Origin of the sequence: Microbacterium sp. R1, assembly GCF_015159725.1 — a bacterium.
Lineage (GTDB): Bacteria > Actinomycetota > Actinomycetes > Actinomycetales > Microbacteriaceae > Microbacterium > Microbacterium oxydans.
Genome location: NZ_JADDUD010000001.1, coordinates 854,625 through 878,769 on the forward strand (window position 1 = coordinate 854,625; position 24,145 = coordinate 878,769).

Consider the following 24,145-nt stretch of genomic DNA (forward strand, 5'->3'; position numbering starts at 1 on the left):
GGAAAGGAGGAAACATGCAAGCCGCAATGCCGACGCTCGAATTCACAGAGCTCGAAGCCATGGACGCGCTGAACGACACCGATGACTACATGCGGGGATTCGCCGTGGGCGTCATCATCGGAATTCTCGCTCTGACCTAGACAGCTGCCGAACGGACCAATCGAAGGAGGTGCACTGTGCAGACGACGTCGCTGGAGTTCTCGGAACTCGAACAGATCGACGCGCCCACCGAATGGTGGGAGCACGCGAGCTACATCATCGCCATCATCGGCGGGGCGGCAGCCATCGCGACCTGACCGGAGTGCGGGCGGGTCCTCTCGCCCGCACTTCCCCTCCGATCCCAGAGAGGCCATGAACCGAAATGCCAGACCTGATCACCGACACCGTGTCGGCACTTCTCGACAGCGCCGATGCCGTGGCGCAGCCGCTCGACCTGTACACCGGGGCGGGGACGGACTTCTACGAGCGGCTCGTCGGCCCTGATCGCGTGGAGGTCCGCGAGGTGCTGGGGCTCGCGAGAGTCACCGCCGACCCCGTGCTCGACATCGCGGCGGGGAGCGGGCGACTGACGATCCCGCTGCTGCGATCCGGCAAGCAGGTGACCGCGATCGACACCTCGCGAGACATGCTCTCGCACCTCCGCCGTGCGATGCCCGACCACCCGAGGCTCGACTGCGTCGTCGCGGACATGCGCGATTTCCACCTCGGACGCCGCTACGGGCTCATCGTGCTCGGAGCCACATCCGTGACCCTGCTCGACCGCGAGGATCGATCGCTGCTGTTCGCGCGCGTGCATGAGCACCTCACCCCGGACGGGGTCTTCGCCCTGACCGTCGCGGGTGGCGCCGCCGCGGAGAGCCTGGCGTCGGCGAGAGACGAGGAGATCACGGTCCCCGGAACCGCCGGAACGGACACCTATCTCTTCTCGCAGCAGATCGAGGAAGGCGGCGCCGTCCGCGTGGTCAACTGGGTTCGAGCGTCCGACATCGACGCCGGTGCATCGGTGCCCGTGCTCACCAGCCGCTTGCACGTGCTCGGTCACGAGGTCCTGTCGAGCGAACTCGTCGAGGCGGGATTCGCCGCGCCCGATGTCGCTCCCGTCCGTTCGCCGGGGGGAACGGACATCCTCCTGCTCACGACATCGCGAGGTCGCTCCCCGGGAGGCACGGGATGACGGCGGTTCTTCGGAAGCTCTCCCGTAGGCGGGCATCCCCGGCGACGGAGCCGCTGGGAGCCGACACCTGCCCGCTGCTGGCCCACGGTGTCGTCTTCGAGAGCACGGGCGAGGACGCGGCGTGGATCGCCGTCGTCGACGGGGTGCCATCGTCGAGGGTGTCGCCCGCGGTCATCGAACTGCTGACGGCGATGGACGGCGGGACCACGGTGCAGGCACTGCACCGACGGTTCGCCGCGTCGGAATCGCCGGAGAGCTTTCTGCGACTGGTCGGACGGTTCCGGGACAACGGACTGCTCGAGGGCGGTGCGAAGCGCGCACCCGGGCGCATCAGCTACCGGCCGCCGTTCACCCTGCAATTCGCGACCGTTCGCGCGCCCACCCTCTTCGCACGTCTCGACGGCGCAGTCTTCCGCCCGTCCTCTCGCGTGCTTGTGGCATCTGTGGCCGTGCTCCTCTGCGCCGGGTTGGTGGCCGCGATCCTGCAGGCCGGCGACCTGCGAGACGTCCTCACCCGGCCGTTGCCGCTGGGGGCGGTGCTGACGCTGATCGTCCTGCTCTCGCTCATCACCCTGCTCCACGAGGGTGCTCACGGGCTCACCCTCACCAGGTTCGGCGGCAGTCCCCGACGAGCCGGGTTCATGATCTTCTATCTCACACCCGCGTTCTTCGTCGACGTCACGGACGGATGGCGTCTCGCCGACCGACGACACCGCGTGGCCGTCGCGCTCGCAGGTCCGGCGGTGCACGCCGTCGTGGCGGCGGCCGCGGTGCTGCTCGCGCTCGCCGCGCCCCGGTCCACGGTCAGAGACGTGCTGCTGCTTCTGGCCACGTCCTGCGTCGTCATCGTGCTCGTGAACCTCATCCCGTTCGTGCGATTCGACGGCTACATCGCCCTGGTGAACGCCCTCGACACGCCGAACCTCCGTGGCAGGACCATCAGCGACGGTGCGAACGCGCTGAGCCGCCGGCTGTTCGGCGGAGCGCCGGTGAACCGGAGCGTGCAGACGTGGTGGAGCGTGCCGTTCGGTCTCGCGAGCCTGCTCGCCCCGGTCGTGATGGTCGTGCTCGTGGTGACCAGGACGGTGCACGCGTTCGCCGACGGGGGACCGGTGCTCGGTCTGTTCGTGGTCGCGCTCGAAGCCGTCGTCGTCCTGGTGGGCTGCGGCCTGCTGGTGCGCGCGCTCTCCCGCGTGCTGCGCTCCGGTGTCTCCCGAGTCCGCTTCGTCGGAGTGTGTGTCGCCCTGGCTGCGGCGGTCGTGATCACCGGCACGCTGCTGCCCGTTCCCGCCACGGCGACGTTCGGGTTCGTCGCCGACGACGGTCGGGTGAGCCTCGTCCAGGGAGGCGAAAGGACCGCGGTCGAGGTGCCCGACGGCGCCCGCGTGCTGTTGAGCAGTCGCGGCATCCTCATGAACGAACCGCTGGGGGTGGGCAGTGTCCGCCCCCAGCCGCCGCAACCGATCACGGTTCCCGTGGACGCCCTGTTCCCCGTCAGGGCCGAGGGACTGACTGTTCCCGCCGTGGTCGTCGGGACCGTCGACGTGGAGATGCCGGAGCGGAGACTCCCGTCGACCGGCCAGGCCCGTATCGACCTCGGAACGACCAACGTGTGGCAGATGCTCTGGACGCGGGGTGTGATGGCGCCGCTGTCGCCCCTGTGGGCAGAAGAGGAGGAGAGGCAATGAAGACGAACCAGCCTGCGATCGAGGTGCGAGCGCTCACCAAGAGGTTCGGGCATCGGGCGGCGGTCGAGGACCTGTCGTTCGCCGTGCCGCGCGGTTCGATCGTCGGTCTGCTCGGGCCGAACGGCGCGGGCAAATCGACGACCCTGCGGGCCATCGTCGGTCTGCTCAGGCCCACGAGCGGCGACTGTCTGATCGACGGGGAGCCTTTCGCGGCGCGGCGCGATCCGGCGTCGCGCGTCGGAGTGCATATGGACGGCTTCGGGTTCGAACCGGGCATCACCGCGCGGCGGCATCTGGAGATCTGCCGACTCGCAGCCGGAGCGCCCCGTCGACGCGTGGACGAGGTGCTCGAAGAGGTCGGGCTCGCGGATGATGCCCGTCGTCGGGTGAAGGCCTTCTCGACGGGCATGACGCAGCGACTCGGTCTGGCGGCCGCACTGATCGGCTCTCCACGCACCCTCATCCTCGACGAGCCGGCGAACGGCCTCGATCCCGACGGCATCCGCTGGCTCCGCCGCTTCCTCCGTGACTTCGTCGCGCGGGGAGGGACGGTCCTGGTCTCCAGCCATCAGCTCCCGGAACTCGAACAGGTCGTCGACCAGGTCGTGGTCATCAAGCGTCGCGCGCTCTTCGCCGGCCCGCTCAGCGAGCTCGTGGCGGGAGACGTCGACTCGCTCGAGAGCAGGTATTTCGATCTCGTCGAGGGAGCATCGGCATGAGGGGTGTCATCCGCGGGGAGATGCTGCGGTCCGTGAGCGGTCCCTCGGTTCTCGCCGTCTACCTCGTCGCGGTGCTCATGCCGCTGTTCGTGCTCTTCTCCGACGGGTCGCGCTTCGACCTCGAGGGTGTCGCCGCCGGCGTGGCGACCTCTCGTCTCCTCGAGCCGCTGGCGTGGTCGGTGATCTCCGCCGCGTTCGTCAGCGCCTACGCGGTGACCAGGGAGTACTACTACGCGTCGATGGACAGGACGCTCACGGCAGTGGGGTTCCCGCGAACCTTCGGCGGAAAACTCGTGGCAGGCGTGGCAGTGGCCGTCGCCTTGTCGCTCGGTGTCTTCGCGCTGTGGACCGCGGGCGTCTTCGTCTTCCTCGTTCAGGACGGTGTGGCTCCGACCCTCACCCAGGAAGCCTGGCGCATCTACGCGGGGGCTCTCGTCGGCACGATTCTCGGTGCGCTCATCGGCGGCGCGATCGGCTGGATCACGCAGAACTACTACGCCACGGCGATCATCGTCCTCGTGTTCCCGATGGCGCTGGAGTCCGCACTGCTGCGCACGGCGCCGGAGGTCGCGAAGTTCTCGCCCGGCCTGGCCATCGCCGCCATCGGTGTGCCCGGGTATCAGGGCAGGCTGCTGGAGCTCGCCCCTGCCGTCGCCGTCGGGCTCGCGTGGACGTTCGGGCTGCTCGCGATCGCCTGGGTGCGAGGGCGCCGGAGCGCTGCGTGATCGGTCGGGCTCTGCGGGCTCAGGCGCGCAGCCTCGCGGGCGATGTCGTCCTCCTCGGGGTCGCGGTCGCGGCGTTCGCGATGTCGCTCACCCTGGCGGCGAGCATCCCGTCCGAGGTCGCGAACGCCTCCGTCGACGCCCACGCGGAGCTCGCAGCCCCGCTCAGCACCGTCCTCGCGACCTACGCGGGGATCCTCGCCGCCGTCTACGGCTCGTTCCGGTACACGATCGACCGTCGGGACGGGGTGGTCGCGCAACGTCTGACGATGCAGCGACGGTGGGTGATGCTCCTGGTCAGGACGATCACGTGCGCGGTGGGCGGTGCCGTGGTCGCGCTCGCGGCCGTGCTCGGCGGACACTCGGCGCTGACGATCGTCATGGGAGGACTCCCGGTGGAGTGGTCGGTGCTTCTCTCCACCCTCGTGCTCGGCGCGCTCGCCTCCCTCTGGGGGATGGGGATCGGACTCATCGTGCAAGCCCACCTCGCGGCACTCTTCGTCTCGGCTCTCTCGATGGGGGTGGCGGTCATCGTCGCGACGTTCTGGAGCACCGGTGCCGCGTATCTGCCGCTTCTCGCATTGCTCGAAGGCTTCCGGTTCGACGTGGGCGCAGTGGGGATCCCACCGCATCAGGAGCTGACCGGGCCTGTCGCTCTCCTGGTCTCCGCCGAATGGGTGCTCGCCGCACTGATCGCGGGAGGAGCCGCTTTCCTTTCCCGCGACGTGAGATGATCGCGCGACGGGGGATACGGGTGGCGCAGGCGGACGACGTAAAATCCCTAGGTGGCAACACCAAAGATCGTCCTCTTCTACGCGTTCACCCCTCTGGCCGACCCGGATGCCGTGCGCGTCTGGCAGCGTGACCTCGGCGAGGCACTCGGCCTGCGCGGACGCCTGCTCATCTCGAAGGACGGCATCAACGGCACGCTCGGCGGCGACATCACCGCGCTCAAGAAGTGGCTGCGTTCGTTCCGCTCATACCGCCCGTTCGCCGGTGCCGACATCAAATGGAGCGAGGGGACCGGTCTGGACGCCGAGGGTCGCAGCCTCGACTTCCCGAAGCTCAGCGTCAAGGTGCGTGACGAGATCGTGTCGTTCGGCGCACCGGGGGAGCTTCGCGTCGACGAGGACGGTGTGGTCGGCGGCGGCACCCGGCTGACCCCGGAGGAACTGCACGGCCTCGTGGAAGAGCGCGGCGACGACGTGGTGTTCTTCGACGGGAGGAACGCCCTCGAGGCGCAGATCGGGCGCTTCCGCGGGGCCGTCGTGCCCGACACCGAGACCACCAGGGACTTCGTCGAGCTCCTCGACTCCGGCGTCTACGACGACTTGAAGGGCAAGCCCGTCGTCACGTACTGCACCGGTGGCATCCGCTGCGAGGTGCTTTCCAGCCTGATGACGGCCCGCGGGTTCGGTGAGGTGTATCAGCTCGAAGGCGGCATCGTCCGATACGGCGAGAAGTTCGGCGACGACGGGCTCTGGGACGGATCGCTCTACGTGTTCGATGGTCGAGGGTCCGTCGACTTCTCCGACCACGCAGCCGTCATCGGGGAATGCGTCGGGTGCGGCGCGCCGACCAAGCGCACCGCGAACTGCCCCGATCTGTCGTGTCGATCGCAGTTCGTGGTCTGCGAAGGCTGCGACGCCGTGCGCTGCACCGCTCACGCCGCCTGAGCGGTCGGCACCGCGGCACTGCTCAGGCCGTCGTCACGCCCGGCTCGGCGGCTCGCGGAGCGTACAGGGAACGCGGCAGCACCACCGCCTGCACCCTCGTCCTGCGGTCGGCGCTCCGACGCAATCCGGTCAGCACCTCCTTCAGGGGCTCGGAGAGATCGTCGGCCCTCTCGTCGGCGCGGGCGTAGTTCGAGCGCTCGACCGCGTCCGTGAGCTGCCGCATCGCCTCGGCAGGGACCTGATGCTGTGCCACCAGGCCGGCTGCGCGCACTCGGGGGGTGTCGGCGTCCGAGACGGGGATCTGCAGGTCGATCAGCGTATCCCGCAACTCGGCCCATGCAGCCGCGGAGTCCCCTCGGCGCGCTCTGCTCAGGCGCATGCGGTGTTCCACGAGGCGGATCATCGCAGGAAGCAGGAGCACCACGGCGACGCCGAACGCAGTGAAGACGACCGGCGTCGGGTCGAGGCGACGCAGCTCGTCGCTGCTGGCCGAGTCGCCTCCGGCGTCGTTGCGATCGATCTCCGGACCGGACGTCTCCTCGGCCTGCGGCGCCGTGGTCGGAGCGGGTGTCGACGGGGTTCCGGCGCTGCCGCCCTGCGTCGCTCCGGGACGGAACGCGGTGGGCACGCCCAGGGAGGCGGTGGGCTCGAAGGGCACCCATCCGATGCCGGGGAACAGCACCTCCGGCCAGGAGTGCAGCCGGTCGCTGGTCACGGAGAACACCGACTCGCTGCCGCGCTTCTCGTCGGTGAGGGAGCCGGGGAGGTACCCCACGACGATGCGCACCTGCATGTCGAGGCTCTCCGCCATCAGAGCGAACGCCCCGGCGAAATGCACGCAGTATCCGGAGCGGACGTCGAGGAACTCCGCGACGGCGTCGGCTCCCGTCCCGTCGAAGCCCTCTTCCACCGGCGTCTCGAGTGAATAGGTGAACTGCGAGCGGAACCAGTTCTGCAGCGCGACGAGCCGGTCGTAGTCCGTGCTCGCGGCCGCGGTCACATCGTCGGCGAGCTCGCTGATGATGCCCGGCAGCTCGACCGGTTCGGCGTCGGGTTCGACCACCGGCGACGCGGCATCGACCGCCCTGATCTGTTCGAGGGTGGGGATGAGCCGCGTGGAGGTGACCGTGTAGTCGTTGCCGACGGCGTCCGCGCCCCGGGAGTAGAGCGTGCGATTGTCCGGAGCGATCCGCCACGCGTCGCTGAGGCCCTGCACGGCGGTTGCGGGATAGGGCACGGGTAGCCAGGAGCTCGACATCCGCAGCACCCTGATCGAGGTGTTCTGTTCCTCCGTCGCGATGTCCTCTGCCCATTCCGGGGGCCCGAACCCGTCGTCCTGCGCCTGCAGATCGCTGTCGTCGGGCTGCCAGACGCGGCCGTCGAAGCGGGAGAGGGTGGTCAGGCGCAGGTAGGGCGCGGTCTCGCCCTCGGCGGCCACCGTGAGCACCTCGACCGGGTTCGGCTGTCGCAGATCGTCACCGAGGCGCAGCGAGGCGTCCACGGTCACCCCGGTTCCGTTGCCGGCAAGGCTCGCGGTGACGGGAAGCAGTGGGGCGATGGCCACGGTCGTCGCAAGCGCGGCAGCCCCCACCGCCACAGCCAGAGACGTCGACGAACGGCGAGGGGACTCGGGATGCTTCCTGGCCGTGTAGCGGAGCAGCAGCAGTGCGATCACGCCGAACAGCACGAACCAGGCGACGTTGGTGTCGCCGAGCGTGACGATCATCGGCACCGCGCCGACGACTCCGGTCAGGAGCACCGCCAGCACGGCCGACCGGTGCGCCACGAGGTGGTCGAGCAGGATGGCGACCCCCGCGAAGCCGACGCCCATCGCGGCCGCGAGGCCGGGGGACGGGTCCAGAGGAGCGGACCCGAACACGACCGCTTCGACCGCGGAGGCGCCCAGCACGCCGAACAGCGTCGCGGTCTCCGATGTCGGGATGATGCCGAAGAGAGCCGTATCGCCGGCGATGAGCAGCGTCACCACGGCGACGGCGACCACGATCTGCACAGCGAGCGTGGCGAGGTCCTGCACCCAGGCAGCCCGGCGACGCAGCAGGTGCCGGGCGAGCATTCCCGACCCGGCCACGGCGACGATGACCGCGATCACGGTGAACGACCACGCCCCGGGGGCGATCACCGAGGTGAACGGCCACATGGCCACGAGTGCCGCCGTCGCCGCGAGCGCGCCGGGACCGACGGCCCCGGGGGGATCGTCGTGGTCGCGGTGCCAGAACGCCGGCCTGCGCTCGACGGCGGCGGGGCTCGGCGGGGCGTGCTCAGCGCGGAACATCGCCGACTCCGATCCGTGCGGAGACGGCATCCTCCCACGCGGCCGAGATGTCCTCGCCGAGGGGCGCGACGGTCCACCCATGACGTGCCGCCGCTTCGGTGGCCCCCGGAAGAAGCTCGGTGCTGAACAGCATCGGCGCTGCGGCGCCCGCCGACCTCAGCAGTGTGGCGTCCTCCTCATCGAGGCGCCCGGTGATGTAGACGAGCGGTCCGGGAGGCGTGCCTCCGATGAGTGCCATCAGGTCGCGGCTCTCCCCGCGAGGCGTGACCATCGCGAGCGCTGCGAGCAGGCTGTCGCGGTCGTCCTCGTGCCCGCGGAGGGCGCCGAGCAACGTGCCTGCGCTGTCGATCACGTCGACGCTGTACCCCTCGGAGGCCAGATGCACGGCCGCGGAAGCGCACAGCGAGACGGCGGATTCGAAGGCAGGATCAACGTCGCTCCCCTGGGTATCCCAGCGGCGCCCGCTCCGGTCCAGCACGACCACCGCGTCGGGGCTGGACTCCTCCTCTTCCTGGCGAACCATGAGCTGACCGCGGTGTGCCGTGGCACGCCAGTGGATGCGCCGCATCGAATCCCCCGGGATGTAGCCGCGCGGCGAGAGGTTGTCACTGCCCTGTCCGAGCCTGGTCGATGAGGTGTGCGCTGTCCCCCCGGCCGCCCCGACCCGCACGGCGAGCGGGGCGAGGGCGAACACCTCTGGCACCACGGTGACGCTCCGGGTCTCGCCGAACGCCTGCTCACGCTGGGCCAGCCCGAACGGGTCGACGGTGCGCAGCATCAGAGGACCCAACGGCCAGACGCCTCTTCTGACGCCGGTGATCAGGTAGCTGAGCTGGCCGTTCTCCGGAGGATACTCGCCGCCGGAGTCGCCCGACACCGCGTCGGGGAGCACGTCGTGCCAGAGCCCGCGGGGGACGCGGATCGCGCGCAGCGAGAAGCGCACGGTCACGCGGGACGTCTCGGACACCGTCAGCAGATCGGTGGAGATCTGCCGCGTGACGGTGCCGGATCGTCGGGGCAGCCTGACGGCGAGGAGGGAGAAGAGCGTGACCGCCGCCAGCAGCACGCCGAGGTACAGCAGGATGCGGGTGCCCAGCAGGTTCGCGGCGATCATGCAGCAGAGCGCGGCGACGAGCGCTCCGGCGCCGCGACCGGTGAGGGCTCGTCGTCGTCGCATGATCGGTGTGTCAGGAACGGGTCGCGACGGGTACGCGCACCCGCTCGACGATCTGGGTGAGAGCGGCCTCGACGGGCTGGGCTCCCGTGCGATGTGCGCCGCGCGCCGGAAGCAGACGGTGCGCGAGGACCGGGATGAGCAGGGCAGTGATGTCATCGGGGATCACGTAGTCGCGGCCGTCGAGCGCCGCCCACACCTTCGCCGCCCTGACCAGCTGCAGCGTGGCCCTGGGGCTGGCGCCGAGGTGGAGGTTCGGGTCGTTGCGCGTCGCCTGCGCGAGGGCGACCGTGTACTCCTCGAGGGCCGGCGCGACGTGCACGGACCGTGCCCATGCGATGAGCTGCGAGATCGAGGACGCATCGGCGACGGGCGAGACGGCGGCGAGCGGGCTCACCACGTCACGCTGGCGCAGCATGAGGGCCTCGGCCGCGGCGTCGGGGTATCCCATCGAGATGCGCATCATGAACCGATCGCGCTGCGCTTCGGGGAGGGCGTACGTGCCCTCCATCTCCAGGGGGTTCTGGGTCGCGACGACCAGGAACGGCTGGGGGAGCTGGTGGGTGGAGCCGTCGACCGTGACCTGGCCCTCCTCCATCGCCTCCAGCAGGGCGGACTGCGTCTTGGGGGAGGAGCGGTTGATCTCGTCGGCGATCACGATGTGCGCGAACACGGCACCGCGCTTGAACTCGAACTCGCGGTCGACCGGGTTGTAGACCGAGACGCCCGTGACGTCGCCCGGCAGCAGATCCGGCGTGAACTGGATGCGTCGCACCGTCGCGTCCACGCTGGCGGCGAGAGCCCTGGCGAGCATCGTCTTCCCCACGCCGGGAACGTCCTCGATGAGCAGGTGCCCTTCGGCGAGCAGGCATACGAGAGCGCTGCGCACCGCATCCGGTTTCCCGTCGATGACCTGGCCGATCGAACCGAGGATGGCCGACGTCTGCGCGGCGAAGCGTTCGGCGTCGATCGTCACCGGCATCAGGGGGGCGTTCTCTGGCATGCGTTCCCTCTCACATCGCGGCGCTGCGGTGCGCGTCACTCGATCGTAACCCTGCGCACGATGCGCCGCTCTGGCAGGTTCCCCTGAGGATGCGTGCACCGGATAGGCGCGCAGGGGAGCGCGGTTCGAAACGCGGCGCCGGTCGGGTTAGGATGGTTGACGGCTCTCCGCGTGGCGGCATCCAGGCCAATTCCCCCAGGGCGGAAACGCAGCAAGGGTAACCGGGCTCTGCTGGGTGCGCGGAGGGTCACTTTCATTTCCGGCGGGCGGGTCCGTCCGACGCTCAGTCGTCTCCTGGCTGCACCTGCGACAATCGTCCGGTGACCGTCACCCCGCCTCAGGCGCAGCACCCGCTCGGCCGATTCGCCTCACCGGTGCTGCTGCTCGTCGCCATGTGGGTCGTGCAGTTCGCCGACGCGATCCTCCCCGGCTCCTTCACCGGCTTCGGGTTGCGCTCCTGGGACGCCTCCGGACTCGGGGGCGTCGTGCTCGGGCCACTCCTGCACGCGAACTGGCAGCATCTCATCGCGAACTCGGTGCCGTTCCTGGTGCTCGGGTGCCTCGTCGCCGTGGAGGGCACCCGCCGGTTCTGGGCCGTCACGGCCGTCGTCGCGCTCGTCGGCGGCATCGGCACCTGGGTGTTCAACGCGCCGGGCACACTCACGGTCGGCGCATCGGGGCTGGTGTTCGGCTACTTCGGCTATGTCGTCATGCGGGTGTTCGCCCCCGGCCGCGTCGCGCACCGCATCCTGTACGCCGTGATCGCCGTGGTCGTGATCGGGGTGTACGGGGGATCGATGTTCGCCGGCGTCTTCGGTGTCGCCGAGGGCATCTCCTGGCAGGGGCACCTGTTCGGCGCCATCGGCGGCGGCGTGGCCGCCTTCGTCGGTCGCCGCCCGAGAGCCGAGCGCGGAGCCCTGCCCGTATGAGTGCCGCACCGGCGTCGCGGGCGAAGCGCAAGCCGGCGGCGAGGAAGACGACGCGGCGAGGAACCGCGAAGCGTCGGCGCAAGCCCGGTGCTCGACGCCAGGCGGCGAATCGCCTCCGGCGCCGGAAGATCGCGCAGCGCCTTCTGCTTTCCGCCGGTGCGCTCATCGTGGCCGTCGGCCTCTTCGTCCTGATCCCGCTCGGTCTCGCGCGCGATCCCGCACCGATCTGCATCGACGATCCACAGACGTTCCCCGCGGCGGGGATCGAGGGCTGGAGCGGCGAGCAGCTCGAGAACGCCGCCACGATCATCCGCACGGCGGGAGCGCTCGGCTTCGGACGGGACGGGCAGATCCTCGGTGTGATGACGGCGATGGGCGAGAGCAGCCTGCGCAACATCGACTACGGCGACTGGGAGACGCGCGGATTCACGAACCCCGACGGTTCGCGCACCACCAGCATCGGACTGTTCCAGCAGCAGGAGTGGTGGGGCAGCGCCGAGCAGAGGATGGATCCCGCGACGGCGACGACGCTGTTCTTCGAGCGGCTCGGACGGCTCCCCGACTGGCAGACGATGGAGCCGTCGCACGCGATCCATCGGGTGCAGATCAACACCGATCGCGACTACTACTCCCGGTTCGGCGCTGATGCCACGGCCGTCGTCGACGCCCTGTCCGGACCGTGCGAGTGACGGCAGGCAATTGATCCGGTGCGACGCTCGGTGCGTTCATCGACGCCGCGCCTAAGCTGAAGCCGTGGCGCAGAGCATCTACATCACCTCGGCCGAAGGCCATACCGGCAAGTCGACGATCGCCCTCGGGGCTCTCGATGCCCTGATGCGCGTCTCGCCGCGGGTCGGCGTGTTCCGGCCCATCGCCCGGTCGGTCACGGAACGAGACGAGATCCTGGAGCTCCTGCTCGCCCACGACGGGGTGAACCTCGACTACGACGACTGCATCGGCGTCACCTACGACGATGTGCGCGCCGACCCCGAGGCCGCGCTGTCGACGATCGTGGCGCGATTCAAGGCCGTCGAGGCGCAGTGCGACGCCGTGGTCGTGGTCGGCAGCGACTACACCGATGTGGCGAGTCCCGCCGAGCTCGGCTTCAACGCCAGGATGGCGGCGAACCTCGGTGCGCCGGTGCTGCTCGTGCTCAGCGGCCGCGACCAACAGCGTCAGGCCGAGCAGCTGGGCACGACGACGGCTCGTCCGGCTGCGGCGATCGCGCAGATCGCCGCTCTCGCCCTGTCCGAGCTCGCGGAGGAGCGTGCAGAGCTGTTCGCCGTCGCCGTGAACCGCGCCGATCCCGCAGCGCTCGACGACATCGTCGCTGCCGTGCACGCAGCCCTGCCGGCCGAGAGCACACCCGTGTGGGCGATCCCCGAGGACCGCGCACTGGTCGCGCCCTCGATCCGCGGCATCCTCGCCGCCGTCGACGGCACCCTGCTCAAAGGCGATGACGACCGGCTGACGCGAGAGGCGCTGACGATCGTCGTCGCCGGCATGTCGATGGTCAATGTGCTGCCGCGGCTCACCGAAGAGGCCGTGGTGGTGATCCCCGCCGACCGTACCGAGGTGCTGCTCGCCGCGCTGCTGGCCGATTCGTCCGGCACCTTCCCGCGCATCGCCGGCATCATCCTGAACGGACCGTTCCCGCTGCCTGAGCCCATCGTGCAGCTGCTCGACGGCTTCGCGTCGTCGGTGCCGATCATCACCACCGATCTGGGCACCTACGACACGGCGGTCCGGGTGATGAGCACTCGAGGACGCATCTCCGCCGACTCGCGAACACGGTATGACCGCGCGCTCGCCCTCTTCCAGGCCCACGTCGACATCACGGAACTGACGGAGCAGCTCGGGCTCGCGGAAGCGCACGTGGTGACGCCGCTGATGTTCCAGTACGGACTCATCGAGCGCGCCCGCGCGGACCGCCGTCGCATCGTGCTGCCGGAAGGGGACGACGACCGCATCCTCCGCGCCGCGGCGACGCTGCTGGCGAGAGAGGTGGCCGATCTGACGATCCTCGGCGACGAGGCGGCCATCCGTGGTCGGGCGGCCGAGCTGGGGATCGACATCGCTGCGGCTCAGGTGCTCAGTCCCAACGACCCCGGCCTCGTCGAGCGCTTCGCCGCGGAGTACGCACGGCTACGGGCGCACAAGGGGATCACCATCGCTCAGGCCGCCGACACCGTGACCGACGTGTCGTACTTCGGCACCATGATGGTGCATCTCGGACTCGCCGACGGCATGGTGTCCGGCGCCGCGCACACCACGGCGCACACGATCCGCCCGTCGTTCGAGATCATCAAGACCAAGCCGGGTGTGAACGTGGTCTCCAGCGTGTTCCTGATGGCGCTCGCCGACCGCGTGCTCGTCTACGGCGACTGCGCCGTGATCCCCGACCCCACCAGCGAGCAGCTCGCCGACATCGCGGTCTCGTCGGCGACGACCGCCCGGCAGTTCGGCATCGATCCACGGGTGGCGATGCTCTCGTACTCGACGGGGGAGTCCGGCTCCGGTGCCGATGTCGACAAGGTGCGCGCGGCCACGGCTCTCGTGCGCGAGCGCGCCCCCGAGCTTCCCGTCGAGGGCCCGATCCAGTACGACGCGGCGGCGGACGCGGCAGTGGCCAAGGCCAAGCTCCCCGACTCTGCCGTGGCGGGCAGGGCGACCGTGTTCGTGTTCCCCGACCTCAACACCGGCAACAACACGTACAAGGCCGTGCAGCGCTCGGCCGGCGCCGTCGCGATCGGACCGGTGCTGCAGGGCCTCAACAAGCCCATCAACGATCTCTCCCGTGGTGCGCTCGTCGCCGACATCGTCAACACGGTGGCGATCACGGCCATCCAGGCGCAGGGAGCAGCGCGGACGACAGAGCAGACGGAGGACCCGGCATGAGCGCCATCCTGGTCATCAACAGCGGATCCTCGTCACTGAAGTACAGCCTGATCGACATCGAGCAGGAGAACCTGCTCGCGAGCGGACTGATCGAGCGCATCGGTCAGCAGGCCAGCCCGGTCGCCCACACCGTGCGCCCCGTCGTCGACGGCGATGCCGTGCCGACGATGCTCGATGCCACCTTCCGCAGCGAGCGGCCGATCGCCGACCACGCTGAGGCGTTCGAGGTGATGCGAGAGCAGTTCGCCGCGCACGGCCCCTCGCTCGACGACCACCGCCCCGTCGCGGTCGGGCATCGCGTCGTCCACGGTGGTGCGCGCTTCTACGCCCCGACCCTCATCGACGCCGACGTGGAACGTCAGATCGACGAGCTCGCGGTGCTCGCGCCGCTGCACAACCCCGCGAACCTCGCCGGTATCCGTGCCGCGCGGGCGGTGTTCGACGAAGTGCCGCACGTCGCGGTGTTCGACACCGCCTTCCACCAGACGCTCCCGCCCGCCGCCTACACCTATGCGATCGACGCCGCGCTCGCCGCGGAGCATCGGGTGCGACGCTACGGCTTCCACGGCACGAGCCACCAGTACGTGAGCGAGTCGGCCGCCGCGTTCCTCGGCCGCGACATCTCCGAGCTCCGTCAGCTGGTGTTCCACCTCGGCAACGGCGCGTCGGTGACCGCGATCGACGGCGGCAGGTCGGTGGAGACCTCGATGGGCCTCACGCCGCTCGAGGGCCTGGTCATGGGCACACGCTCCGGAGACATCGACCCGGCGGCGCTCGTGCACCTGTCGCGCCGCGCCGGCCTGTCGATCGACGACCTCGATTCCCTGCTCAACACCCGCAGCGGGCTCGCCGGCCTCGCGGGGCGCAGTGACATGCGCGACATCCTCGCCGGTGTCGAGGCCGAGGACGACGCGGCGATCCTCGCCTTCGACGTCTACGTGCACCGCCTGCGTGCGTACGCAGGTGCCTACATCGCACAGCTCGGGGGAGTGGACGTCATCGCCTTCACGGCCGGTGTGGGCGAGAACGCGGCCCCGGTGCGCGCTGCGGCCATGGCGACGCTCGGGTTCGCCGGTGTGGAGATCGACGGGGCGAGGAACGAGGCGCGCGAGCGGGGCATCCGGCGCATCTCCACGGATGCGTCTCGCGTCGCGGTGCTGGTGGTGCCCACCGACGAGGAACTGCAGATCGCCAGGCAGACGGCCGAGCTGCTCTGATCCGCTCTCGGGGGTTACCCCGTGGCGCGTCACCGCATTACGCTTGCACAGTGGCACGGAGAGGTGCCGGCCCGACGATCGCCCTTCTCCTGGAGGCTCTGTGCCCGAAGCACTGCCCGACCTGTTCCACGCTGACGGCGTGCTGTTCGACCTCGACGGCGTGCTGACCCCCACGGCCGAGGTGCACATGCGTGCGTGGAAGGCCGTCTTCGACGACGTCTTCGCCCGATGGGGCATCACTCCGCCGTACACCGATGCCGATTACTACGACTACGTCGACGGCAAGAAGCGCTACGACGGCGTGGCGAGCCTGATGCGCAGTCGCAACGTCGAGCTGCCATGGGGCGACGTCGACGACGACCCCTCAGCCGAGACCGTGTGCGGTATCGGCAACCGCAAGAACGCCGCGTTCGCCGCATCGCTGCGCGGTCAGGGCATCGCCGCGTATCCCGGCTCGCTCGCCCTCGTCGAGGCTCTGCACGAGGCCGGCATCCCGCTCGGGGTGGTCTCGAGCTCCAAGAACGCCGAAGAGGTCCTCGGCGCCGCCGGCATCCGCTCCTTCTTCCGCATCGTGGTCGATGGCGTCGTCGCCGAGCGCGATGGTCTGGCCTCCAAGCCCGCAGCCGACATGTTCGCCGCCGGTGCCGCCGCCCTCGGCGTCGACCCGGCCCGCGCCGTAGCCGTCGAAGACGCCACGTCCGGCGCCGCTTCCGCCGCCGCAGCCGGTTTCGCGACCGTCGTCGGCGTCGACCGGGGCACGGGCGCAGACGCCCTCCGGGCCGCCGGTGCGACCGTCGTCGTCGACGACCTCGCCGTCTTCCTTCCCGCCTCCCGCACCGAGACCCCGGAGTCCGCATGATCGATCGCGACCGCTTCCCCGTCGACCCGTGGCGTCTGATCGACACGCATTACTCGGAGGAAGGCGTCGGCGAGACGCTGTTCTCGGTCGGCAACGGCTACCTGGGTCTGCGCGGCAACCACATCGAGGGTCGCGGCGCCCAGGAGCACGGCACCTTCATCAACGGGCTGCACGAGACGTGGCCGATCCGCCATGCCGAACAGGCCTACGGCTTCGCCGAGGTCGGGCAGACGATCGTCAACGCACCGGATGCCAAGGTCATGCGGGTGTACGTCGACGACGAGCCGATCTCGCTCGACGACGCCGACGTGCGCGAGTACCGTCGCACCCTCGACCTGCGCACCGGCGTGCTCGAGCGCTTCGTCGTGTGGGAGACGCCGTCGGGCAAGCGGGTGCGGATGCGTGACGAGCGGATCGTGAGCTTCGAGGAGCGCCACCTCGCGGTACTGCGACTCGAGGTGGTGGTCGAGAACGCGGATGCGCCGGTCACGATCAGCTGCCAGCTGCTGAACAGGCAGGACGGCGCCGGTGTCTACGCCGGTACGCCGATCGGCACCAAGGCCGCGGCGTTCGACCCCCGCAAGGCCGAGAAGATCGCCGATCGCGTGCTGGAACCCGCCGAGCACTGGCAGGACGGGCTGCGCTCTGCGCTCTCCTACCGCGTCGCCGATTCGGGGATGACGGTCGCGGTGGTCGCCGACCACGTGGTGGAGACCGAGAACGAGTTCAACGCCCGCACGCTCGTCGAGCCCGACATCGCGAAGAACGTCTTCCGCGTGCAGGCGAAGGCCGGTGTGCCGATCACCGTGACCAAGCTCGTCAGCTACCACACGTCGCGTGGCGTGCCCCCGAGGGAGCTGGTCGACCGGTGCCGGCGCACGCTCGATCGGGCTGCGGACGAGGGCGTCGAGACGGTGTTCCGTCGTCAGAGGGAGTGGCTGGACGCGTTCTGGGACCGCAGCGACGTGCAGATCGGAGGAAGGGACGACCTGCAGCAGGCCACCCGCTGGTGCCTCTTCCAGCTCGCTCAGGCATCGGCGCGCGCCGACGGCGCCGGAGTGCCGGCCAAGGGCGTCTCGGGTTCGGGATACAGCGGCCACTACTTCTGGGACACCGAGATCTACGTGCTCCCCTTCCTCACCTACACGTCGCCCCGGTGGGCCTACAACGCCCTCCGCGCACGGGTGGGGATGCTGCCGGCCGCACGGCGCAGGGCGGCCCAGCTCAACGAGGCGGGAGCCCTGTTCCCGTGGCGCACGATCAACGGCGAGGAGGCCTCCGCCTACTACGCCGCCGGCACCGCGCAGTACCACATCAACGCCGACATCAGCTTCGCGCTCGGCAAGTATGTGCGTGCCACCGGGGACGAGGAGTTCCTGCGCCGCGAGGGCGCGGACATCGCGATCGAGACCGCGCGGCTGTGGGCGACGCTCGGGTTCTGGCGTGCTTCGCGTCTGGTCGAGGAGACCGGGGCGGGCGACGGGATCGACACGTTCCACATCCATGGCGTCACCGGCCCTGACGAGTACACGACGGTCGTCAACGACAACCTGTACACGAACGTCATGGCGCGCTACAACCTCCGCTACGCGGCCAAGGTTGTGCGCGAGATCCGCGAGAGCTATCCCGAGGACTACGTGAAGCTCGTCGATCGCACGGGACTCGGACCAGGAGAGGCCGAGGCCTGGGACCGCGCGGCCGAGGCGATGTACATCCCCTACAGCGAGGGGCTCGGCATCCACCCGCAGGACTCGCTGTTCCTCGAGCGCGAGGTCTGGGACCTCGCCAACACCCCGGCCGAACAGCGTCCGCTCCTGCTGCACTTCCACCCTCTGGTGATCTACCGGTTCCAGGTGCTCAAGCAGGCGGATGTCGTGCTCGCGCTGTTCCTGCAGGGCAATCACTTCACGCCGGAGGAGAAGAAGGCCGACTTCGACTACTACGACCCGCTGACCACCGGCGACTCGACGCTGTCGGCCGTCGTGCAGTCGATCCTGGCGGCCGAGGTGGGGTACCAGGACCTCGCGCAGAAGTACTTCGAGCAGTCGCTGTTCGTCGACCTGCACGACCTGCACCACAACGCGGCTGACGGCGTGCACGTGGCGTCGGCGGGCGGGGTGTGGACAGCGCTGGTGTGCGGTTTCGGCGGTATGCGCGACTATGCCGGCGACCTCAGCTTCGACCCGAGGCTCCCTGCCGGATGGCCGTCGCTGTCGTTCCCGCTGCAGTGGCAGGGGTCGACCTTGAGGGTGACGGTGACGAAGGACGAGCTCCGCGTGGAAGTGCGCAACGGGCCGCCCGTGCCCTTCAGCGTGCGGGACACGGCCTACATCGCGACGGTGGAGGATGAGGTCGTCGTGCCGCTCGCCGATCAGGGTCCGCTGATCCCCGGACGGCCGACCCTCCGGCAGTTCGCCGACGCCCGACGCGAGGACGGGACGCGCATGTCGGCGTCCGTTCCCGTGATCACCACGGCGATCCCGGTGATCGAACCGATCGACTGACCGCTCGGCCCGCCGAAGGTCGGTGGCACGCCGTAGGCTGTTGTGGTGACCACAGCCCTCTACCGCCGCTACCGCCCCGAAGCATTCGGCGAGATGATCGGGCAGTCCCAGGTAACCGATCCGCTGATGACGGCGCTGCGAGGCGACCGGGTCGGCCACGCCTACCTGTTCTCCGGTCCTCGCGGGTGCGGGAAGACGACGTCTGCGCGCATCCTGGCGCGGTGCCTGAACTGCGCCGAGGGGCCGACCGACGTGCCCTGCGGAGTGTGCCCGAGCTGCGTCGAGCTGTCGCGCGCCGGCGGTGGATCGCTCGACGTGGTCGAGATCGACGCCGCGAGCCACAACGGCGTCGACGACGCGCGCGACCTGCGTGAGCGGGCCACCTTCGCCCCGAGCCGCGACCGCTACAAGATCTTCATCCTCGACGAGGCGCACATGGTGACGCCCCAGGGGTTCAACGCGCTGCTCAAGCTCGTCGAAGAGCCGCCGGAGCACGTCAAGTTCATCTTCGCGACCACCGAGCCCGAGAAGGTGCTCGGCACCATCCGCTCGCGCACCCACCACTATCCGTTCCGACTCGTGCCGCCTGCCGCGATGCTCGAGTACGTCGCCAAGCTGTGCGCCGAGGAGGGCGTGATCGTCGAGCAGGGTGTGCTCCCGCTCGTGGTCCGCGCGGGTGGCGGTTCGCCGCGTGATACCCTCTCGCTCCTCGACCAGCTGATCGCCGGGTCGGACGCTCCGGCCGGGTCCGAGACGGTCACGGTGGGCTACGCGCGCGCTGTCGCCCTGCTCGGATACACGCACGCTGCGCTGCTCGACGAGATCGTCGACGCGCTCGCGGCCGGCGACGCCGCATCCGCCTTCCCCGCGATCGACCGTGTGGTGCAGACCGGCCAGGACCCTCGCCGCTTCGTCGACGACCTGCTCGAGCGTCTGCGCGACCTCATCGTGATCGCGGCGGTCGGGCCCGGAGCCTCCGCCGTCCTGCGCGGGGTCGCGGAAGACGACCTGGAGCGCATGCGGGCTCAGGCCGACGCATTCGGCTCCGCCCGGCTCTCGCGCACGGCCGATGTGGTCAGCGCCGCCCTCGACGACATGTCCGGTGCCACCTCGCCACGGCTGCACCTCGAGCTCATGGTCGCGCGCGTCCTCGCCGGAGCGACCGACACCGCCGCGTCGGCGCCCGTGGCTGGAGGCGAGCGCGCGGCCACGGCTTCGGCCCGTCCGACTGCTGCTCCGGCCGCGGCAGCCCCAGCCCCGGCAACTCCAGCCCCGGCAACTCCGGCCCCGGCAGCGGTAGCACCGTCTGCACCCCCGGCAGCCCCAGCTCCAGCGCCAACTGCGTCGGTTCCGTCCGCCGCTCCTTCGGGGGCGCCCGCCGCTGCTGCAGCGGAGTCCGCCCCTGCCGATCAGCGCCCGGCAGACGAGCAGGGAGAAGGCGCGCGAGGCGCAGACGAGACCGCCGGCGTCGCTCCCGAAGCAGCAGCCCCCGAGGTCGCCGCACCGCAGGGGCCGGTCACCTTCGAGCGGATCCGTGCAGCGTGGCCGGCGGTGCTCACGCGTCTCGAGAGCATCAGCCGCACGTCCTGGTTGCTGGCCACGGCCGTGCAGCCGCTTGCCTACGTCACCGAGACCGAGGTGTTGACCCTCGGGTTCACCAGCCAGCACGATGTGGCGAAGTTCAAGGGCACGACCCCCGGCTCCGGTCCCTCCGATCACCTGCGGTCGGCGATCGAGAACGAGCTCGGCGTGCGCGTGAAGTACCTGCCGGCGCCCATGCCGGCGGGAGGTGCTCCGCGTCAGCCCTCGCCGTCAGGGGCGTCGACGCCGGCGGATGCCGCTCCCGCATCGGAGCCTGCGTCAGCGGGTTCCCCCCGTCCGCAGTCCCGCAGCGCCTCCGCCTCGGCGGTGACGGAATGGGCTGTCGCGCCGATCCCGACCGCGACCGAGCGGCCGGTGAACCAGGCTCCGGTTCCGACGGCGCCCCTCGCCGTCGACGACGAGCCCGAAGAGGTCGAGGCTGCCGCTTCGGCTCCCGCGCCCCCCTCCGACGGTGCCGTGGACCGAGACGAGCCCCCGCTGCCCGGCGATGACGAGGCTCCGGCCTTCGACGATGAGCCGCCGTACGACCCTTCGTACGAGCCGCCCGCAGAGTCGCCGCTCCCGCGGCAGGCGTCTCCTGCGCGGTCCGCGCCGCAGACGCAGCGCACCGCTGTCGCCGCCGCCCCGCCGGTCGTCGTCGAGCGCCAGCCCTCCGCCGGGGGAGTGCAGCGCTACGGTGAGGCCGTGATCCGCCAGGTGCTCGGCGCGACGTTCGTGCGCGAAGAGCCCTACGAGCCCCCGACGAGGTTCTCCTGATGTATGACGGCATCGTCCAAGAGCTGATCGACGAGTTCGGACGGCTTCCCGGTATCGGGCCCAAGTCCGCCCAGCGCATCGCATTCCATATCCTGCAGACGCCGACGTTCGATGTCGCGCGTCTCGCCGAGCTGCTCGGCGAGATCCGTACCCGCGTGCGGTTCTGCGAGGTCTGCGGCAACGTCGCCGAGCAGGAGCGCTGCGCCATCTGCCGCGATCCGCGCCGCAGTCAGGCGCTGATCTGCGTGGTCGAAGACGCGAAAGACGTCGCGGCGATCGAGCGCACCAGGGAGTTCCGCGGGCTCTACCACGTGCTCGGCGGAGCGATCAGCCCCATCGCCGGCATCGGTCCGGACGATCTGCGCATCGCCCAGCTGATGACACGCCTCGCCGACGGCACGGTGCAGGAGGTCATCCTCGCCACCAACCCGAACCTCGAGGGGGAGGCGACCGCGAGCTACCTCAGCCGTCTGCTCACGACGATGCAGATCACGGTCTCCCGCCTCGCTTCCGGGCTGCCCGTCGGCGGAGACCTCGAGTACGCCGACGAGGTCACCCTCGGTCGTGCCTTCGAGGGCCGGCGCATCCTGTGAGCCCGAACGCGGGCTTCTCGCGGCGCGGCTGGCTCCTCTTCGGTGCCATGGCGCTGCTGTGGGGAGTGCCGTATCTGTTCATCAGCGTCGCGGTCGAGTCGTTCTCCCCGCCGGCGATCGTGGCGGGGCGCACTCTCATCGCGGCTCTCCTGCTGCTGCCCTTCGCGATCCGCAGCGGAGCGCTGCGAGCCGCTCTGAAGCACTGGCCCTGGGTGCTCGCCTTCGGTGCCGTCGAGATGGCAGGGCCTTTCGTGCTGCTCGGGCATGCCGAGATGACGCTGCCCTCGGGCATGACCGGTCTGCTCGTGGCGACGGTGCCGCTGTTCGCCGCCCTGATCGCCCTGGGCGGCGGTGACCGCGGAGTGCTGAGGCCCGCCCGCGGCATCGGACTGCTGGTCGGCTTCGTCGGCGTGGCGGTCGTGGTCGCCGGTCCTGGACTCTTCGGCGGCGAGGTCAGCCTTCTCGCCGCTGGTGAGGTGCTCCTGGTCGCCGTGCTGTACGCGATCGCGCCGTTCATCGTGGCGCGCAAGCTCAACGACGTCCCCTCGCTCGGCACCATCACCCTGTCCCTGCTGATGATCGGGATCTTCTATCTGCCGATCGGAGCGCTCACCCAGCACGAGGTGCCCACGCTGCCGTCGATCGCCGCGCTTCTCGCACTCGCAGTGATCTGCACGGCGGTGGCGTTCCTGGCGTTCTTCGCGCTCATCCGTGAGGTCGGACCGGTGCGCGCCCCGCTGTTCACCTACGTGAATCCGGTGGTCGCGATCATCCTCGGTGCCATCGTCCTCGCCGAACCCCTGACTCCCGGTCTGCTGCTCGGCTTCCCGCTGATCATCGTCGGATGCTGGTTCGCTGCCACCGGCGGCCGCCTCCGTCCGGTCTCGCCCCAGGCGCTCCCGCCCTCGCTCTGACGCCTGCTCGCCGCGCACCCGGCAGGCGTCACATGCGCGGCGGGGCATGCGCGCCGATCGTAGAATGAGCGTGGGCGGATCCGCCCATCATCCCAGGGAGTGATCGTGGCCCTCATCGTGCAGAAGTACGGCGGCTCATCCGTCGCCGACGCAGAGAGCATCAAGCGCGTCGCCAAGCGCATCGTCGACACGCGTCGCGCAGGACACGACGTCGTGGTCGCCGTGAGCGCCATGGGCGACACCACCGACGAGCTGCTCGACCTCGCGAACGAGGTCGCACCGATCCCTGCTCCGCGCGAGCTGGACATGCTGCTCTCCAGCGGAGAGCGCATCTCGATGGCGCTGCTGGCCATGGCGATCCACTCGATGGGCTTCGAGGCGCGCTCCTTCACCGGCAGCCAGGCGGGCATGATCACCGACTCGCAGCACGGTGCCGCCCGCATCGTCGACGTGACGCCGGTGCGCCTGCGTGAAGCCCTCGACGAAGGGGCGATCGTGATCGTGGCCGGGTTCCAGGGCTTCAACCGCGACACCCGCGACATCACGACCCTCGGTCGTGGAGGATCCGACACCACCGCCGTCGCGCTCGCCGCCGCGCTCGACGCCGACGTGTGCGAGATCTACAGCGACGTCGACGGCATCTTCACCGCCGATCCGCGTGTGATCCCGAAGGCGCAGAAGCTCGACCACGTCTCGAGCGAGGAGATGCTCGAGCTCGCAGCCAACGGGGCCAAGGTGCTGTACATCCGCGCCGTTGAGTACGCACGCCGCCACGGGGTCCTCATTCACGCCCGGTCGACCTTCTCGTCGTCCGAGGGTACGTACGTTCTGGGCGAGGGCATGAAGAACCCTCGCGAAGCCGAGGGAGCAGTCATGGAAGAACCGATCGTCGCCGGCGTCGCCACCGACTTCAGCCAGGCCAAGATCACGGTCGCGGGCGTGCCCGACGTGCCGGGCAAGGCCGCCGAGATCTTCAAGATCGTCGCGAAGTCGGGCGCCAACGTCGACATGATCGTGCAGAACGTGTCGGCGACCGGACGCACCGACATCTCCTTCACGGTGCCGAAGGCGGATGCCGCCGGTGCCCTCAAGGCCCTCGCGGGGGAGCAGACCGAGGTCGGGTTCCAGAACCTGATCCACGACGACCAGATCGGCAAGCTCTCGGTCGTCGGGGCGGGCATGCGCACGCACTCGGGCGTCTCCGCGACGCTCTTCGAGGCGCTCTCCGCCGGAGGAATCAACATCGAGATGATCTCGACCTCCGAGATCCGCATCTCCGTGGTGCTCCGCGACACCGACCTCACCGAGGCCGCTCGCACCGTGCACACCGCCTATGGGCTCGACGGCGACGCCGAGGCCACGGTCCACGCCGGCACCGGCCGCTGATCTCTGCCGTTCCCCCTCGTTTTCCTGCCGACGACTCG

General features: G+C 70.0%; 21 protein-coding genes and 1 other RNA gene. 19 read left to right on the plus strand and 3 right to left on the minus strand.

Annotation, left to right across the window (positions count from 1 at the left end):
• The first annotated feature begins 14 nt into the window (after positions 1-14).
• The 8 genes from mpaA2 (at position 15) to ILP86_RS04290 (ending at position 5,979) form a co-directional block, all read left to right on the plus strand.
• Complete coding sequence (gene mpaA2, locus ILP86_RS19770; RefSeq protein ID WP_257021928.1) at positions 15-140, plus strand: MpaA2 family daptide-type RiPP; 126 nt, start codon at positions 15-17, stop codon at positions 138-140.
• 36 nt (positions 141-176) lie between these two features.
• Positions 177-296, plus strand: coding sequence for an MpaA3 family daptide-type RiPP (gene mpaA3 / locus ILP86_RS19890; protein ID WP_307723493.1), 120 nt, complete (start codon positions 177-179; stop codon positions 294-296).
• Positions 297-361: 65 nt separating this feature from the next.
• Positions 362-1,174 carry a daptide-type RiPP biosynthesis methyltransferase gene (mpaM, locus tag ILP86_RS04265; RefSeq protein ID WP_113681364.1) on the plus strand — a complete coding sequence of 271 codons (813 nt, stop codon included), beginning with the start codon at positions 362-364 and terminating at the stop codon, positions 1,172-1,174.
• Entirely contained in the window at positions 1,171-2,862 is a 1,692-nt protein-coding gene (gene mpaP, locus ILP86_RS04270) for a daptide biosynthesis intramembrane metalloprotease (protein ID WP_193761422.1), read from the plus strand. Before mpaM ends, mpaP begins: the two co-directional genes overlap by 4 nt.
• Positions 2,859-3,581 carry an ATP-binding cassette domain-containing protein gene (locus ILP86_RS04275; RefSeq protein WP_046747893.1) on the plus strand — a complete coding sequence of 241 codons (723 nt, stop codon included), beginning with the start codon at positions 2,859-2,861 and terminating at the stop codon, positions 3,579-3,581. The genes mpaP and ILP86_RS04275 overlap by 4 nt, the downstream gene beginning before the upstream one ends.
• Before the next feature lie 32 nt (positions 3,582-3,613).
• The gene (locus tag ILP86_RS04280) at positions 3,614-4,306 is read left to right on the plus strand and encodes an ABC transporter permease (protein WP_308431882.1); all 693 of its coding nucleotides are present in this window, start codon (positions 3,614-3,616) and stop codon (positions 4,304-4,306) included.
• Positions 4,303-5,037: a hypothetical protein gene (locus tag ILP86_RS04285; RefSeq protein WP_193761424.1), complete on the plus strand. Its 735-nt coding sequence runs from the start codon at positions 4,303-4,305 to the stop codon at positions 5,035-5,037. The genes ILP86_RS04280 and ILP86_RS04285 overlap by 4 nt, the downstream gene beginning before the upstream one ends.
• 51 nt (positions 5,038-5,088) lie before the next feature.
• Positions 5,089-5,979 (plus strand): rhodanese-related sulfurtransferase, encoded by an 891-nt coding sequence (locus tag ILP86_RS04290; protein WP_046747896.1) that lies wholly within the window; start codon positions 5,089-5,091, stop codon positions 5,977-5,979.
• Positions 5,980-6,001: 22 nt separating this feature from the next.
• Here the strand turns inward: ILP86_RS04290 and ILP86_RS04295 are convergent, their stop codons facing one another.
• Genes ILP86_RS04295 through ILP86_RS04305 form a run of 3 tightly spaced genes read right to left on the minus strand, consistent with a single transcriptional unit; the run spans position 6,002 to position 10,449 of the window.
• The gene (locus ILP86_RS04295; RefSeq protein WP_193761425.1) at positions 6,002-8,272 is read right to left on the minus strand and encodes a DUF3488 and transglutaminase-like domain-containing protein; all 2,271 of its coding nucleotides are present in this window, start codon (positions 8,270-8,272) and stop codon (positions 6,002-6,004) included.
• The gene (locus ILP86_RS04300) at positions 8,259-9,449 is read right to left on the minus strand and encodes a DUF58 domain-containing protein (protein WP_058632103.1); all 1,191 of its coding nucleotides are present in this window, start codon (positions 9,447-9,449) and stop codon (positions 8,259-8,261) included. Before ILP86_RS04300 ends, ILP86_RS04295 begins: the two co-directional genes overlap by 14 nt.
• A 10-nt stretch (positions 9,450-9,459) precedes the next feature.
• Positions 9,460-10,449 (minus strand): MoxR family ATPase, encoded by a 990-nt coding sequence (locus tag ILP86_RS04305; RefSeq protein ID WP_113681385.1) that lies wholly within the window; start codon positions 10,447-10,449, stop codon positions 9,460-9,462.
• 158 nt (positions 10,450-10,607) lie between these two features.
• Between ILP86_RS04305 and ffs the strand changes: the two genes are divergently transcribed.
• From ffs to ILP86_RS04360, 11 genes are all read left to right on the plus strand, one after another.
• Positions 10,608-10,704, plus strand: an RNA gene (gene ffs / locus ILP86_RS04310) — signal recognition particle sRNA small type.
• 65 nt (positions 10,705-10,769) lie between these two features.
• Positions 10,770-11,378 carry a rhomboid family intramembrane serine protease gene (locus ILP86_RS04315; RefSeq protein WP_193761426.1) on the plus strand — a complete coding sequence of 203 codons (609 nt, stop codon included), beginning with the start codon at positions 10,770-10,772 and terminating at the stop codon, positions 11,376-11,378.
• The gene (locus tag ILP86_RS04320; protein WP_052748705.1) at positions 11,375-12,067 is read left to right on the plus strand and encodes a hypothetical protein; all 693 of its coding nucleotides are present in this window, start codon (positions 11,375-11,377) and stop codon (positions 12,065-12,067) included. Before ILP86_RS04315 ends, ILP86_RS04320 begins: the two co-directional genes overlap by 4 nt.
• Positions 12,068-12,131: 64 nt before the next feature.
• On the plus strand, positions 12,132-14,276 hold the full coding sequence (gene pta / locus ILP86_RS04325; RefSeq protein WP_193761427.1) for a phosphate acetyltransferase: 2,145 nt from the start codon (positions 12,132-12,134) through the stop codon (positions 14,274-14,276).
• Entirely contained in the window at positions 14,273-15,493 is a 1,221-nt protein-coding gene (locus ILP86_RS04330; RefSeq protein ID WP_193761428.1) for an acetate/propionate family kinase, read from the plus strand. Before pta ends, ILP86_RS04330 begins: the two co-directional genes overlap by 4 nt.
• A gap of 100 nt (positions 15,494-15,593) precedes the next feature.
• On the plus strand, positions 15,594-16,352 hold the full coding sequence (locus tag ILP86_RS04335) for an HAD-IA family hydrolase (protein WP_193761429.1): 759 nt from the start codon (positions 15,594-15,596) through the stop codon (positions 16,350-16,352).
• A complete protein-coding gene (locus tag ILP86_RS04340; RefSeq protein ID WP_046747903.1) occupies positions 16,349-18,856 on the plus strand; it encodes a glycoside hydrolase family 65 protein in 2,508 nt (835 codons plus the stop codon). The genes ILP86_RS04335 and ILP86_RS04340 overlap by 4 nt, the downstream gene beginning before the upstream one ends.
• 45 nt (positions 18,857-18,901) lie before the next feature.
• On the plus strand, positions 18,902-21,214 hold the full coding sequence (locus ILP86_RS04345; RefSeq protein ID WP_193761430.1) for a DNA polymerase III subunit gamma and tau: 2,313 nt from the start codon (positions 18,902-18,904) through the stop codon (positions 21,212-21,214).
• Positions 21,214-21,807, plus strand: coding sequence for a recombination mediator RecR (gene recR / locus ILP86_RS04350; protein WP_046747905.1), 594 nt, complete (start codon positions 21,214-21,216; stop codon positions 21,805-21,807). The genes ILP86_RS04345 and recR overlap by 1 nt, the downstream gene beginning before the upstream one ends.
• Positions 21,804-22,721, plus strand: coding sequence for a DMT family transporter (locus ILP86_RS19895; protein WP_113681260.1), 918 nt, complete (start codon positions 21,804-21,806; stop codon positions 22,719-22,721). The genes recR and ILP86_RS19895 overlap by 4 nt, the downstream gene beginning before the upstream one ends.
• A 105-nt stretch (positions 22,722-22,826) precedes the next feature.
• Positions 22,827-24,107: an aspartate kinase gene (locus ILP86_RS04360; protein ID WP_046747949.1), complete on the plus strand. Its 1,281-nt coding sequence runs from the start codon at positions 22,827-22,829 to the stop codon at positions 24,105-24,107.
• The last annotated feature ends 38 nt before the right edge of the window (positions 24,108-24,145 follow it).

What these genes read in the sequence shown, in the direction of transcription:
- mpaA2 (WP_257021928.1), top strand. Translation starts at nt 15, where the DNA reads ATGCAAGCCGCAATGCCGACGCTCGAATTCACAGAGCTCGAAGCCATG.
- mpaM (WP_113681364.1), top strand. Translation starts at nt 362, where the DNA reads ATGCCAGACCTGATCACCGACACCGTGTCGGCACTTCTCGACAGCGCC.
- mpaP (WP_193761422.1), top strand. Translation starts at nt 1,171, where the DNA reads ATGACGGCGGTTCTTCGGAAGCTCTCCCGTAGGCGGGCATCCCCGGCG.
- ILP86_RS04275 (WP_046747893.1), top strand. Translation starts at nt 2,859, where the DNA reads ATGAAGACGAACCAGCCTGCGATCGAGGTGCGAGCGCTCACCAAGAGG.
- ILP86_RS04295 (WP_193761425.1), bottom strand. Translation starts at nt 8,272, where the DNA reads ATGTTCCGCGCTGAGCACGCCCCGCCGAGCCCCGCCGCCGTCGAGCGC.
- ILP86_RS04300 (WP_058632103.1), bottom strand. Translation starts at nt 9,449, where the DNA reads ATGCGACGACGACGAGCCCTCACCGGTCGCGGCGCCGGAGCGCTCGTC.
- ILP86_RS04305 (WP_113681385.1), bottom strand. Translation starts at nt 10,449, where the DNA reads ATGCCAGAGAACGCCCCCCTGATGCCGGTGACGATCGACGCCGAACGC.
- ILP86_RS04320 (WP_052748705.1), top strand. Translation starts at nt 11,375, where the DNA reads ATGAGTGCCGCACCGGCGTCGCGGGCGAAGCGCAAGCCGGCGGCGAGG.
- ILP86_RS04330 (WP_193761428.1), top strand. Translation starts at nt 14,273, where the DNA reads ATGAGCGCCATCCTGGTCATCAACAGCGGATCCTCGTCACTGAAGTAC.
- ILP86_RS04340 (WP_046747903.1), top strand. Translation starts at nt 16,349, where the DNA reads ATGATCGATCGCGACCGCTTCCCCGTCGACCCGTGGCGTCTGATCGAC.
- recR (WP_046747905.1), top strand. Translation starts at nt 21,214, where the DNA reads ATGTATGACGGCATCGTCCAAGAGCTGATCGACGAGTTCGGACGGCTT.